The sequence below is a fragment of the Streptomyces sp. NA04227 genome, assembly GCF_013364195.1.
Lineage (GTDB): Bacteria > Actinomycetota > Actinomycetes > Streptomycetales > Streptomycetaceae > Streptomyces.
The window spans coordinates 3,411,041-3,424,454 of sequence record NZ_CP054918.1; the positions used below are offsets into that span (position 1 = coordinate 3,411,041).

Sequence of the window (13,414 nt, forward strand, 5' to 3'; positions counted from 1 at the left end):
CTCCCGCTTCTCAGCACCCGTCACCGCACGCCACCGCATGTCACCGCACCCGAAGGGAGGCCCCGCATGAACTCGTCCACGACGACACCGCACGCCGGGCGCGAAGCTCCGCTGACGGTGCTTCATGTCGCGCAGCCCGTGGAGGGCGGGGTCGCGCGGGTGGTGAGCGATCTGGTGCGGGCGCAGGTCGCGGCGGGGATCACCGTCGCGGCGGCCTGTCCGGCGCGGGGCACGCTCGCCTCGTCGCTGCGCGGGCTCGGCGGCCGGGTGCGCGCGTGGGAGGCGGAGCGTGATCCGGGGCTCGCGGTCGCGGCCGAGGCGCGGCGGCTGGCCAGGCTGGTCGGCGAGGTGCGCCCGGACGTGGTGCACGCGCACAGCGCGAAGGCGGGGCTCGCGGCACGACTCGCGGTACGCGGCCGGGTACCGACCGTTTTCCAGCCGCACGCCTGGTCGTTCGAGGCGGTGACCGGTTCGACGGCGACGCTCGCGCGGCGCTGGGAGCAGTACGCGGCGCGGTGGAGCGCGCGGGTGGTGTGCGTGAGCGAGGCGGAGCGCCGTACCGGGCTGCGGGCGGGGGTCCGTGCGCGCTGGTCGGTGATCCCCAACGGGGTGGACACCGATCTGTTCAGTCCGGGTCCGGCCGCGCTCCCCGCGCCGGGCCCCCTCGCCGCGGGCGGGCCTGCCGCGGCACGGCGGCCGGTGGACGCACCGGGTCCGCTGGTGGTGTGCGTCGGGCGGCTGTGTCGGCAAAAGGGCCAGGATGTCCTGCTCGCCGCCTGGCCGCGGGTGCTGCGTGAGCTGCCCGGCGCACGCCTGGTCCTGGTCGGCGAGGGACCCGAGCCGGAGGAACGGCGGCTGCGGGACGCGGCGGCCTCTCTCGCCTCGGTGTCGTTCCAGGGCGCGGTGTCCGATCCCGCCCCCTGGTACCGGGCCGCCGACCTGGTCGTACTTCCCTCGCGGTGGGAGGGCATGGCGCTGGCGCCGATGGAGGCGATGGCCTGTGCGCGGGCCGTCGTGGTCACCGACGTCGGCGGCAGCAGGGAGTCGCTGCCGCCCGGACATGTGCCGTACTGCCTGGTGCCGCCGGAGGATCCGGGCGCGCTGGCCCGCGCCGTCGTCGGGGTGCTCGCCGACGCGCGGCTGCGGGACGCGCTCGCGCTCGCGGGGCGCCGTCACGTTCTGAGGTCCCACGATGTGCGGCGCACTGCCGAGCAGTTCGCCGAGCTGTACCGCGAGTTGCTCGGCGCGCGGCCCGACGATCCCCGTCAGAACAGGGAGAACAGCGCTCTGTGACTGCCGAAAGCACGGTCCCCTCCCCCGGCGGCCCCGTCGGCCCCGAAAGCCGCTCCACCGCCGAGGCGGTGGGCGCCCCGAACCGGCGCACCGGCGTGGTCCTCGCGCCCCGGCCCGCGTCCGGCACCGGGCCGCCCCCGCCGGACCGCCCGCCGCGCCGCGGGCTCCGGCCACCGCTGCTGCTCGCCGACGTGGCGGCCGCGCTCGTCTCCTCGCTGCTGATCGGCGGTCCGTGGCACCGCCCGTTGCTTACGGCGCTGCTCGTGGCGGGGGCCGCTCTCTCGCACGTCCGCACGCCCCGGCGCACCGGCCCGTGGCCCGGCGCGCTGGAGGAACTGCCCGCCGTCGCGGGCCGCGCCGCGGTCGCCTGGTGCACCGCCGCCGCGCTGCTCGCGGCGCTCGCTCCGGCGCGCGCGATGTCGCTGACGACGCTCGCCGCGGCCTGCGCCACCCACACCGCCGTCGCCTTCGCCGCCCGCGCCGTACTCGGCCGGCTGCGGCTGCGCGCGGCGCTCGCCCGCCCGCTGGCGGCGCTGGTGATCGGCGACCGCGCGGAAGCACAGCAGGTCGCCGCGGCCGTACTGCGGCATCCGCGCTGTGGTCTGCGCCCGGTCGGCGTCGTCGCGGCCGCCCCGGACAGCCAGGACCATCCGGCCCCCGACAACGGCCCCGAACCGCGCCTGCCGGTGCTCGTCTCCCCGCAGGATGTCCGCCGCGCGCTGGTGCAGAACTCGGTACGGGCCGCGCTCGTGGTCGGCGCGCACACCTGCGCGGAACAGCATCAACTCCTGGGCCTGCTCGACGAGTCGGGCTGCGAACTGTGGCGCATCGACACCCGTACCGCCTTCGTGCCCGCCACCACGCACCGGCTCGCCGCCTTCCCCTGCGAGCTGCTCGCGCCGGTCGGGGCGGCCCGGCTGAGTGTGGCCAAACGGTCCCTGGACATCGTGGTGTCGGCGGCCGCGCTGCTCGCGCTCAGTCCGCTGCTCGGGCTGTGCGCGGGCGTACTGCGCCTGACCGGCGGGCCCGGGGTGGTCTTCCGTCAGGAGCGCATCGGCCGGCACGGCCGCCCGTTCACGCTGCTGAAGTTCCGTACGTACCGCCCGGCGAACGCCGAGGAGTCCGCGACCCGCTGGAGCGTCGCCGACGAGGAGCGGATCGGCCTGTTCTGCCGCTTCCTGCGCAGTACCTCGCTGGACGAGCTGCCGCAGCTGTGGAACGTCCTGCGCGGCGACATGAGCCTGGTCGGCCCGCGCCCCGAACGCCCTTATTTCGTCCAGGAGTTCAGCAGCGCGCACCCCGGTTACGCGGACCGTCACCGGCTGCCCGTGGGCATCACCGGACTCGCCCAGATCAACGGCCTGCGCGGCGACACCTCCATCGAGGACCGCGCCCGGTTCGACAACGCGTACATCGAGACCTGGTCGCTGTGGCACGACGTCTGCATCCTGCTGCGCACGGCCTCGGCCCTGCTGCGGCGGACGGGGAGCTGAGCACGGTGGCACCGGGGCGGACGGCGGAGCGGAGCGGGGCGATCGCCTCGCCGACCTCCTCCGCCGTCGGCGCCCGGCAGCCGTCGTCACCGCTTTCCCTCGCCGTCGGCGCCCGGCGGCCGCCGTCACCGTCGCCTTCGTCGTCACCGCCCCGCGTCCCCGAAGGTGTCTCGCCACTCGCCGTGTGGTCGGCCGCCGTTCGGCGCCGGGCGGTGTCCTTCGCGCCCGTGCTGCCGGTGGTGCTGCTCGTCGCGCTGATGGGTCTGCCCGGCGGTGCGGCGGCGGGAGGCGGGGACGGGTCCGGGGGCACGCTCGCGGACGCGGTGTCCGGGCTGGTGGTGCTCGGTTGTGCGGTACGGGTCGTGCGCGGGGCGCGCAAGCCGCTGACCCGGCTCGCGGCGCTGGTACTCGGACTTCCGGTGGCCGGTGTCGCACTGGCCGCCGCGGGCTCGGTCGGCGCCACCGGCCTGACCGGTATGGCCCGCTATCTCCAGGTGTTCGTCCTGGTCCCGGCGGCGGTGGTGCTTCTGGTCCGCGACGAGCGTGATCTGCGCCTGGTGGCCTGGTCGTTCGTCGCCCTCGCGCTCTGGCAGGGCGGCGTGGGCGTACGGCAGTACCTGACCGGCACCGGCGCCTCGTACCAGGGCGCGGACGTGCGCGCCGTCGGCACCTTCGGCCCGAACGACATCATGGGCATGGCGACGGTGGTGAGCTTCGGCCTGGTGTGCGCGGTGGGACTCGCGCTGGGCAGCGGTACGCGCCCCGGCGCGGGTAACTCCCGTGCGGGGCAGGCGAAGACGGCTTCGCACGGCGTCCGGAACCAGCGGACCGTTGCCGCGCTCTGCGCCCTGCTGCTCGTCGCGCCGCTCGCGCTGTCTTTCAGCCGGGGGGCGTGGATCGCGACGGTGGTGGCGCTCTCGACGCAGCTGGTGATGGCCGGACTGCGGCGCGCGGTACGGGTGTTCGCCGCAGTCGCCGCGGCCGCGGTGGTCCTGGTCGCCGGGATGGGCGTCGGCTCGCAGATGCTGAGCGAGCGCCTCGGCAGCATCACCCAGGTCACCGACGCGCCGGACCAGTCGGTCACCGACCGGTACACGATGTGGGCGGCCGCGGTCGACATGTGGCGGGCCGAGCCGCTGGCCGGGGTGGGTCTGAAGCGGTTCCCCGAGGAGCGGGACGGTCACGCCTCGCTCGCCCTGTCCTCCGGCAGCGATGTCGCGGGCGCGGGCACGGACTTCCACCGTCAGCCGCTGCTCTCGCCGCACAACATGTATCTGCTGATCCTCAGCGAACAGGGCCTGATCGGGCTGACCGCACTCGCGGGCAGCTGGGCCGCACTCCTGGTGTGCGGCCTGCGCCGGGCCACCGCCCGGACCCTCGGCGCCACCGCCAACGGCCGCCCGGGCTCGGCCCGTTCGGCACATCCCGCGAAGGACTGCGCCTCGATCGCCTGCGGCCTCCTGGTCTGGCAGCTCACCGACTTCGTCTACGCGGACATCGGCGGCCCTTCGACCGTACTGACCGCCGTCGTCCTCGGCATGGCCGCCTGGTGGGCACTCGCCGACCGTACGACCAGCGAGGCGGCCCGATGACCACCGCCGAGACCCCGACCGTGCCCGCCACCGACGCCCTTCCCCGCACCGGACCGACGTCCTCCCAGGCCCCGAAACCGGCACCCGCACCCCAACTCCCGCCCAATAACAGGTACTTGGCGAAGGCGGCGCTGCTCACGGCGGCGCTGTCGGCCGCCGGTGCGCTGCTCGGTCTGGTGCGGGACCAGACGCTTGCGCGGCTGTTCGGGGCGGGGCGCGGAACGGACGCGTTCCTGGTGGCGTGGACGGTGCCGGAGCTGGCCTCCACCTTGCTGATCGAGGAGGGGCTGGCCTTCGCGCTGGTGCCCGCGTTCAGCGTGGCGCTGGCACGCCGGGCCCGGGGCGACGGGACGGTCAACGGCATTGCTGCTACGGCGAGTTCGGCGCAAGGGGAGGTCAGTCGCGGCAAGGGGGCGAGCGTCGATCCCGTGCGCGCGCTCGTCGCCTCGTCGCTGCCGCGCCTCGCGCTGTGGCTGTCGGTCGCCGCGGGTCTGACGGTGCTCGGCGCGCCGCTGCTCGTCGAGGTACTGGCACCGGGGCTCGACGATCCGCAACTCGCGGTCAACTGCACCCGCCTGACGGCGACTTCGGTACTGACCTTCGGCCTCGCGGGCTACTGCAGCGCGGCCCTGCGCGCCCATCGCAGCTTCCTCGCGCCCGCCACCATCTACGTCGCGTACAACATCGGCATCATCGGCGCGCTGTTCCTGCTCGGCGGGGTACTCGACGTACAGGCGGCGGCGGTGGGCGTGGCCGTCGGCGGGTTGTTGATGGTGCTGGCTCAAGTGCCGTCGCTGTGGCGGGAGTTGCGGGGAGGGCCCGGGCGCCGCAAGCCGGCTGTCGTACCGGTAGAGGTGTTGCCGCCGAAGCGGCCCGCGCCGGTGGCCGTCCTCGAAGGCGAACCCGAATCCGTACGTACAGGCGAGCCCGAATCCGTACGTGGAGCCGGGCCGGAGGCTCCGCCGCAAGCTCTGACGCAGGCCCGACCAGTGGCCCTGTCGGAAGCCGAAGCCCCGCCCGAAGTCGAACCCGAGCCCGGCCGGGCCGCCGAGCCCACCCCCGCGCCGACCGCCGCCCCCGCTCCCCCCGCTCCCCCGCTGGTCGACCCTGCCCTGATCGTCACCGTGCTGCTGTTCGCGCTCACCCGGCAGTCGCAGGTGTTCATCGAGCGCTTCTGGGCTTCGGGACTTTCCGCGGGAGCCATTTCGCATCTCAACTACGCCCAGAAGATCTGCCAGTTGCCGATGGTGCTGTCGCTGATGCTGTGCACGGTGACCTTCCCGGTGGTGGCGCGGGCGGTGGCCGACGGTGACACCGAGGCGGCCCGGCACCGGATCGAGCGCGATCTGCTGCTCGCCGCCTCGGTGGTCCTGCTCGGCGCGGCGGCGGTGCTCGCGACCGCCCCGCAGTTGGTCCAACTCCTCTTCCAGCGCGGTGCGTTCACCTCCGCCGACACGGCGGCGACGGCCGGGGTGATGCGGGTGTACGCGGCCGGTCTGCTCGGCCACACCATGGTCGGCGCCCTGGTGCGCGCGTACTTCTCGGGCGGGCGGCGCGCCTGGTACCCGCTGGTGGCGATGGGCGCGGGGGCGCTTGTGACGGCGGTGCTCGGCGCGTTCGCGGTCGGCCCGTGGGGCGTACGGGGCATCGCCGCGGCGAACGCCGTCGGGATCACGCTCAGCGCGGTACTGCTGCTGTACGGGGCGCGGCGCGCGGTCGCGTTGCGCCTCGGCGCGGTGTCCGCGACGCTGCTCGGCCCGCTCCTCGGTGCGGCGGTGGCGGCGGTGGCGGGACTGGCCTGCGCCCGGCTGGTGGGCCCGGCCTCCCCGCTGCTGACGCTCGGCCTCTGCCTGCCCCTTGTGACGGGGGTGTTCCTCCTGGTCACCGGGTCGTTTCTGGGCTCGTCGGGAGCCACCGAGCTCCGGCTCCCGCGCTTGTCGCAGATCCTGCCGCTGCACCAACTCACGTCGCTGGGCGGGCTGTTCGGGCGCGAGAAGCGCCGGAGCGCGCTGCCCGCAGGGGCCCGTCCCCGCCCGAGTCGCCCCTGCCGCCTCCGACGGCGGCTGCGCAGGCTCCGCCCCTCCCGCCCGTCCCAGAGGAAGGACACCCATGTCCGTTGAGACGTCCGCGACCACGCACGCGACAGCGACGGCGGCCGCGACACACGAGACGACCGCTCCGGGCCGCCCGCAGGGTGCGGGGGAACCGGCCAAGGCCCTCGTCCCGCCCCGGCGCGCACCGTTCGGGCCGCCGTGGATCGCCATGTACCACTCGGTGGGCAGTTGCGCGGACGACCCGTACCGCATCACCGTCACACCGGACCGGCTCGCCCAGCAGCTGCGGTGGATGGAGCGCAACCGGCTGCGCGGCGTCGGCGTCGCGGAGTTGCTCGCCGCGCGGGCGGCGGGCCGGGGCCGGGGTCTGGTGGGGCTGACCTTCGACGACGGGTACACCGACTTCCTCACGCACGCGCTGCCGCTGCTGTGCCGCGCCCAATTCCGGGCCACGGTGTTCGTCCTGCCGGGCAGGCTCGGCGGCGAGAACGAGTGGGATCCGCTCGGGCCGCGCAAGCCGCTGCTCACCGCCGAGGGCATCCGCGAGGCGCACGCCGCCGGAATGGAGATCGCCTCGCACGGCCTGACCCACGTCCAACTCACCGGTTGCGACGAGCAGTTGCTGCGCGCGGAGACCATGGGCAGCCGCACCCTCCTCTCGGAGCTGATCCGCGACGACGTCCACGGCTTCTGCTATCCGTACGGCTCGGTCGACGAGCGGGTGGCCACCGCCGTGCGCCGGGCCGGTTACCGCTACGCCTGCGCGATCGACCCGGGCCGTCTCAGCGGCCCGTACGCGCTGCCCCGCCTGCACATCGGCCAGCAGGACACCCCGCTCCGGATGGCGCTCAAGCGCAGGCTGCACCCGCTGCGCCGACGCGCCCCGCGTGACGAGGCGGCCCGGGTGTGAAGGTCCTGCACGTCATCACCGGTCTCGGCGTCGGCGGCGCCGAGCAGCAACTGCGGTTGCTGCTACGGCACTTGGACGCCGACTGCGAGGTGGTGACCCTCACCAACCCGGGCGTCGTCGCCGAGGGGCTGCTCGCCGACGGCGTACGGGTACGCCATCTCGGCATGGCGGGCAACCGGGACCTGAGCGCCCTGCCCCGCCTCACCGCACTGATCCGCGCCGGGCACTACGACCTGGTGCACACCCACCTGTACCGGGCCTGCCTGTACGGGCGGATCGCGGCACGGATGGCGGGCGTGCAGGCCGTGGTGGCGACCGAACACTCCCTGGGAGAAAGGCAGTTGGAGGGCAGGCGGCTCACCCGCTCGGTCCGCGCCCTGTATCTGGCGGGCGAGCGCCTGGGCCGTGCGACCGTCGCGGTCTCCCCGACGGTCGCCGACCGGCTGCACCGCTGGGGCGTCCCCCGGCAGCGCATCCACCTGGTGCCGAACGGCATCGACGCCGCAGCCTTCCGCTACGACCCCGCCGCGCGCTGTGCCGTACGGCGTGAACTCGGCCTGCCCGAGGACGCGTTCGTGATCGGCGGCGTGGGAAGGCTCGCCCCCGGCAAACGCTTCGACGTACTGGTACGCGCCCTTGCCGCACTGCCAGAGGACTGCCGTCTGCTGCTCGTCGGCGGCGGCCCAGAGGAGGCGGCGCTCCGGCAGGCGGCACGGCGTGAACGGGTGGTCTCCCGTGTGGTGTTCGCGGGCGAGCGGGCGATGCTGGCGTCGCCCGGCGGCCCCCTTGCCACTGACGTGACCGCAACCGCAACCGCAACACCCACTGCCGCTGCCGCTGCCGCTGCGGGTACGACGGCCGACATCGGCGGTGCCTGGGGCCCGGCGGCGACGCGGGGTGCGGGGCGAGCGGCCCTGCCGGCGTTGCTCTCGGCGATGGACGTACTCGCCTCCCCGTCCCCCGAGGAGGCCTTCGGCCTCGCCGCGGTGGAGGCCCTCGCGGCCGGTCTCCCGGTCCGCTACGTCGCCTGCCCCGCCCTGGAGGACCTGCCCCGGCAGGCCACCACCGGCGCCGAACGCCTCGACTGCACCCCTGAGGCCTTCGCCCTCTCGCTGTCCGCGCTGTTCACACGGTGCGCCGCGTCGGCCGCGGCTGGTGCTCCGGTCGCGGGCGGGGGGCCGGGTGGGTCCGGTACGTCCGGTGGGTCCGTCGGGGTCGCCTTCGCCGCGTCCACATCGTCGGCGCCGGCGGCACCGGGACCGATGGGCCCCCTGCGCTCCCGTCTCGAAGTGCCCGAAGCCGTCCGCCACTACAGCATCACCCGCAGCGCCCGGCAGCTCACCGAGGTGTACGAGCAGGCCGTCCTCACCCCGCCCCTCTCCCCGCCCCGACCCCGGGAGTGATCCCCTCATGACCACCCGTGACCCCGCCACTGCGGCCACCGGGACCGGCACGTCCACCGGGACCGGCACCTCCACCGGCACCGATACAGCCGATGGGACCGGTACCGGTGTTCCGTCCGCCGGTGCCGCCTCCGGCGCCAACTCCGCTGCTCTTGCCGGGACTTGTTCGTCCGGTGCTCACAAGGGTGCGGCTACGTCCAAGCGGTCCGTACGCAATGGCGGGCCTGGCAAGAGAGGGGGGTCCGGCAAAAGGAGGGGCCGCTCCTCGGACGGTGGTGCTGTGTCAGGCAGTACAGGTGACACAGGCGGCACAGGTGGTGCAGGCGGTCGTGTTGCGGATCATGATGCCGATCCGCGCAGTGACGCCGCTTCGGACATGGGCAGCGACCGCGACAGCCACAGCCACAGCGACTCGAACTGTGCTGCTGATGTGGAGAGTTGCTGTGACTCGGCGGGTGTCTCCCACGCAGCCGACGGACCTGCCTCTGTCGACGGTCCCGTACCGGCCAACGCCCCCGCCCCCGCCGCAGCCGTAGCCAGTGGCCCTGCGGGCCCGGGCGCGAGCGCGAGCGGGGAAGCTTCGCAATCTCCGGCGCGTACCCCTTCGGTACGCGCTCGGGTTCGCGCCTCCTGCGCCGGGCTGATGCGCCTGTCGGCAGGGTGGCTGCTGCTGGCGTGCGCGCTGCTCGGGGCGGTGCTCGGGGGCGCGTACGGGGTGCTGCGCACCACCCAGTACACGGCGACGAGTTACGTCATCGCGGTCGCGGAGGACAAGGCCGATCCAACGACCGCGCTCGGCTTCGCGCAGGCGTACGGCCGGGTCGCCACCCAGCTCGCCGTGCTGGGCGACGCCCAGGTCAGGGCGGGCGTACCGGTCGACACGCTGCGCGCGAGCGTGCGTACCGCGACCTCGCCGGACGCGCCGATGGTGGCGGTCTCGGCATCCGCGGCGAACCCTGCGCAGGCCGCCGACATGGCGAACGCGGTCTCGCAGGCCCTGACCAAGAACGCCAACCGGACGCGCACCAAGACCGGCGTCCAGCTCATGCTCTTCTCCCGCGCCGCCGTACCCACTTCGCCCGCCACCTCCTCCCCCGTGGTCACGGCCCTCGTCGGCACCTGCGCGGGCGGCCTGCTCGCGGGCCTCGGCCTGCTGGCCAGGCCCAGGCCGCGGCACGCGGGACCCGGGTCGGGGTCCTACGCCGGTGCCGGTACGGGTCCGGACGCGGACATGCGTACGGGCACGGGTGCGGATGCGGGTGCGGGACCGAACTCGGACGCCGGGGCCGGGACCGGGACCGGGACCGGGCCGAGGACCGCTTCCGTGCCCTCCCCCAGCGCCCCCGCCGGGGAGTCGGATTCCGGTACGAGCTCCGGCCGGGAGCACGGGGATTCGAACCGTTACGGGAACCGGGGCGAGGCCCGGGCGGCGGACGAGCCGGTGTCCGGCGGCGACGTACGGGCGGGGGCGTGAGCGGCGGGCAGGGCCGGTACGTGACCGGCGAAAGCGCTGCCCCCGCGGCGGGTTCCGGTGCCCCCGTCGCCGGTGGTCCCGGTCTTCCCGGGGCCGGAGGAGCACCGGGCGGCCGGGCAACCGGAGAGCGGGCCGGGCACGTTCCGGCCGTCCGGGCGGACCGGCCCCGCGCGGGCGGTGGACTGCGTGTGGGCGGCGCCCGGCCCGGCAGTGCGCGGCCGGACGGGGCTCGGGTGCCGGGTCCCGGGCGGGCGTGGGCGCCGGGGCGTGCGCGGGCGCGAGGAAGCGCCTGGGCAGGTGGTGCGCGCGGTGGGGACAAGGGCGGGCTACGGCTCACTTGGTGTTGCGGGGAGAGGGAGTTCGCGGCGCTCGCCGAGGAGTGGGAGCGGCTGTACGCGCGGTGTGCGACGGCGACACCGTTCCAGAGCCACGCCTGGCTGCACTCCTGGTGGCTCTCGTACGGCCGGACCGGTCGGCTGCGGGTCGCCCTGGTGTGGGAGGGCACGCGGCTGCGGGCGGCGGCGGCACTGATGGCGGTGCCGTTCCCGGTGCCCTCGCTGGTGCTCCTGGGCGGCGGGGTGAGCGATTTCAAGGACGTCCTGGTCGATGACGTGTGCCGGGAGCCCGCGGCCCGGCTGCTCGCGGACGGCCTCGCGAAGGCGGCCCGTACCCGCCTGGTGGACCTGGGCGAGGTACGCCCCGGCGCGGCGGCCGAACTCCTGCACGCCGTATGGCGCGGCCCGCACCGCGCACTTGAGGACTCCCGGTGCCTGCATCTCCCGGCGCTCCCCATGGACGCCCTGCTCGCACGTCTCGCACGCCCGCGCGCCCAGCGCTTCCGCGCCAAGCTGCGCCGGATCGAGACGCTCGGGGTGCGGCGGCGGACGGTTTCACCGGCGCGGGCGGGTGAGGCGGTACGTACCTTGCTGCGGCTGCACCGGCTGCAGTGGCAGGGGCGCGGGGTGACACCGGAGCATCTGGAGCCACGGTTCGCCGCGCACCTGGAACGCGCGGCCGAGGCGATGGTCCGTACCGGGCAGGCGCGGCTGACCGAGTTCCGGCTGGGCGAGGAGGTCCTGGCCGTCGACCTGACCCTGCTGGCCCCGCGGCTGAGGGGCGGTTATCTGTACGGCGCCCATCCGCGCCTGCGCGACCAGAAGGTGGACGTGGCGGCGATGCTGCTGAGCGCGGCCGTCTCGGACCTGGAGGAGGTGGCGGGCGGCGGCGAGCGCGGGGCCGGGGCCGGGAAGCGTGGCGGGTCGGGGGCGGGCCGTCGTGGCTCCGGCGGCGCGGAAGCCGATGACCGTACGCCGAACGCCGCTGAGCGCACCGGGGCGGCGGGCGCCCCGGGCCCGGACTCCACCGACCGCGCCGCGGCTTCCGACGACCGGACCACGCGCGCCGGCGACCGGACCTCCCACGCCGACGACCGCGGCGCGGACGGTACGAAGGGCTCCACGCTCCCGAACGAGCCGGGCATCCTGAGTCTGCTGCGCGGCAACGAGCCGTACAAGCATCACTGGCGTCCCGAGGCCACCACCAACCGCCGTCTGCTGCTTGCCTCCCGGACCACCGCTCCCCTGCTGGGCGCCGTGGTCCTCGACCTCGCGGCACGGCAGCGGGCGAAGGCGGTCCGTAAGTGGTGGCGGCAGCGGGCGGGGGCCGATCCCACGGCGGTCGCCAAGCCCGCCACCACGGACGCCTCCGCCCCCGCTTCCACCCCCGCGCCCGCCCCCGCCTCCGGCGACCAGCGGCAGGGCCCCGCATGAGCCGGTCGGCGGCGCCGCCGAGCACCGGTGTTCGCGTGCCCGGGGCCCGCCCCGCACCGGCAGCGGGGACCCGTCCCGCGCTAACAGACGGCGTCTCCGACCCAGTCCGGAAGCCATCCGGGGCCGCACTCGTCGTCCGGTTCCCGTGGTTCCTCGGGGAGTTCGGGGTCCGGGATCTCGGGGTCCGGGATGCCGGGTTCCTCGGGCCAGCCGGGTTCGGCGGGGGCGCTGCCGCCGGAGAGGTAGGCGCGGTAGAGGGCGGCCGAGCGCGGGTTCTGGTGGCACTGCCAGACGCCGTGCGGGCAGTAGTCGGTGATCGTCTGGTAGAGCGGCTTGTGGGTGTCGATCCAGTCGAGCATGCCCTGCATGTAGGTGACGTTGTCGGTGTCGCCGCGGTTGCCGCCGCCGCGGAACAGACCCCACTCGGGGAACGAGATCGGCTTGCGGTGCGCGGCGGCGAAAGCGACGTGGTCGCGCAGTCCGTAGGGTTCGGCGACCTGCTCCTCGAAGGACAGGCCGGAGGGCTGGTCGTAGGCGTCCATGCCGATGATGTCGACGACGTCGTCACCGGGGTAGCACTCGGTCCACGGGATCGCGTCGCGGCCGCGGCTCGGTGCGAAGTCGAAGCGGAACTTCTGTCCGGGGACCAGCCGCATGACGGTGACGAGGCGGGTCCAGTACTGCTTCCAAGCGGTGGGGTCGGGGCCGCAGCGGTGCGTGTACGTGGTGCCGTTCATCTCCCAGCCGGGCACGAGCACGGTGTCGGGGACGCCGAGCCGTACCAGCCGTTCGGCGAGCCGGTAGAAGTGCTGGTCGAACTCGCCCGCGGCGCCGCGGCGCAGCAGCCCGCGGACCTCCGCGTCGCCAAGGCCCTCCTCGTTGCGCTCCAGCATGGGCACGTTGAGGACGAACATCCGGTCGGCCTTCGCGCGGCGCCACTCGGCCCACGGGTCGAGGAACCCGTGGCCGCCCTCGATGTTCTCCCAGCGGTCCCCCGGCAGGTAGGTGTGGCCCACCCGCACCTCGGCGCCGCCGAGCCAGCGGCTGTACGCGGCGATGCTCCGTACGCCGTCCTCGCCGTAGTCGAGATACGCGCCGAACGCGGGCTGCCTGCCACTGCCCGGCGGCACGTTCGGCACACCCGACGCATCCGGCGCAGGGGAACCGGGCGGCGGGGTGGCGACGCCGGGCAGGGCCGCCTCGGGCCCGGCCACGGCACGGGAGCGCGTGGCCTCGGCCCCCGCTCCCAGTTGCTTCTCACCGCCTCCCCGCACGAACTCGCCGACCGGTGTGAGCAGCGCGGCCACGGCGGCGGCCGCTGCCGCCAACGCCAGCCCGGCGACGGCGGCCGTCGCGGGGACCGGCCCTACGCGCTTCCCGGCGTTCGCCCGGGACGGCGTTCCGGGCTTCCCTTCGGGCTTCGCTT

General features: G+C 75.0%; 8 protein-coding genes and 1 pseudogene. 8 read left to right on the forward strand and 1 reads right to left on the reverse strand.

What is annotated here, in order from left to right; all coding sequences use genetic code 11:
- Nucleotides 1-66 precede the first annotated feature (66 nt).
- The 8 genes and pseudogenes from HUT18_RS14550 (at nucleotide 67) to HUT18_RS33770 (ending at nucleotide 11,988) form a co-directional block, all read left to right on the forward strand.
- The gene (locus HUT18_RS14550) at nucleotides 67-1,293 is read left to right on the forward strand and encodes a glycosyltransferase family 4 protein (protein WP_176101087.1); all 1,227 of its coding nucleotides are present in this window, start codon (nucleotides 67-69) and stop codon (nucleotides 1,291-1,293) included.
- On the forward strand, nucleotides 1,290-2,786 hold the full coding sequence (locus tag HUT18_RS14555; protein ID WP_254878602.1) for an exopolysaccharide biosynthesis polyprenyl glycosylphosphotransferase: 1,497 nt from the start codon (nucleotides 1,290-1,292) through the stop codon (nucleotides 2,784-2,786). Before HUT18_RS14550 ends, HUT18_RS14555 begins: the two co-directional genes overlap by 4 nt.
- A gap of 257 nt (nucleotides 2,787-3,043) precedes the next feature.
- The gene (locus HUT18_RS14560) at nucleotides 3,044-4,378 is read left to right on the forward strand and encodes an O-antigen ligase (RefSeq protein ID WP_176104534.1); all 1,335 of its coding nucleotides are present in this window, start codon (nucleotides 3,044-3,046) and stop codon (nucleotides 4,376-4,378) included.
- Nucleotides 4,375-6,498 carry a lipid II flippase MurJ gene (locus HUT18_RS14565; RefSeq protein ID WP_176101088.1) on the forward strand — a complete coding sequence of 708 codons (2,124 nt, stop codon included), beginning with the start codon at nucleotides 4,375-4,377 and terminating at the stop codon, nucleotides 6,496-6,498. The genes HUT18_RS14560 and HUT18_RS14565 overlap by 4 nt, the downstream gene beginning before the upstream one ends.
- A 142-nt stretch (nucleotides 6,499-6,640) precedes the next feature.
- On the forward strand, nucleotides 6,641-7,342 hold the full coding sequence (locus HUT18_RS14570; protein ID WP_254879012.1) for a polysaccharide deacetylase family protein: 702 nt from the start codon (nucleotides 6,641-6,643) through the stop codon (nucleotides 7,340-7,342).
- Nucleotides 7,339-8,745: a glycosyltransferase gene (locus tag HUT18_RS14575; RefSeq protein ID WP_176101090.1), complete on the forward strand. Its 1,407-nt coding sequence runs from the start codon at nucleotides 7,339-7,341 to the stop codon at nucleotides 8,743-8,745. Before HUT18_RS14570 ends, HUT18_RS14575 begins: the two co-directional genes overlap by 4 nt.
- A 643-nt stretch (nucleotides 8,746-9,388) precedes the next feature.
- Nucleotides 9,389-9,913, forward strand: a pseudogene (locus HUT18_RS33765) (lipopolysaccharide biosynthesis protein); the annotation flags it as partial.
- A 539-nt stretch (nucleotides 9,914-10,452) separates the two neighbouring features.
- Nucleotides 10,453-11,988 (forward strand): GNAT family N-acetyltransferase, encoded by a 1,536-nt coding sequence (locus HUT18_RS33770; RefSeq protein WP_254878603.1) that lies wholly within the window; start codon nucleotides 10,453-10,455, stop codon nucleotides 11,986-11,988.
- Nucleotides 11,989-12,068: 80 nt separating this feature from the next.
- Here the strand turns inward: HUT18_RS33770 and HUT18_RS14595 are convergent, their stop codons facing one another.
- Complete coding sequence (locus tag HUT18_RS14595) at nucleotides 12,069-13,181, reverse strand: glycoside hydrolase family 26 protein (RefSeq protein ID WP_254879013.1); 1,113 nt, start codon at nucleotides 13,179-13,181, stop codon at nucleotides 12,069-12,071.
- Nucleotides 13,182-13,414 lie beyond the last annotated feature (233 nt).

What these genes read in the sequence shown, in the direction of transcription:
- HUT18_RS14550 (WP_176101087.1), top strand. Translation starts at nt 67, where the DNA reads ATGAACTCGTCCACGACGACACCGCACGCCGGGCGCGAAGCTCCGCTG.
- HUT18_RS14560 (WP_176104534.1), top strand. Translation starts at nt 3,044, where the DNA reads ATGGGTCTGCCCGGCGGTGCGGCGGCGGGAGGCGGGGACGGGTCCGGG.
- HUT18_RS14565 (WP_176101088.1), top strand. Translation starts at nt 4,375, where the DNA reads ATGACCACCGCCGAGACCCCGACCGTGCCCGCCACCGACGCCCTTCCC.
- HUT18_RS14570 (WP_254879012.1), top strand. Translation starts at nt 6,641, where the DNA reads ATGTACCACTCGGTGGGCAGTTGCGCGGACGACCCGTACCGCATCACC.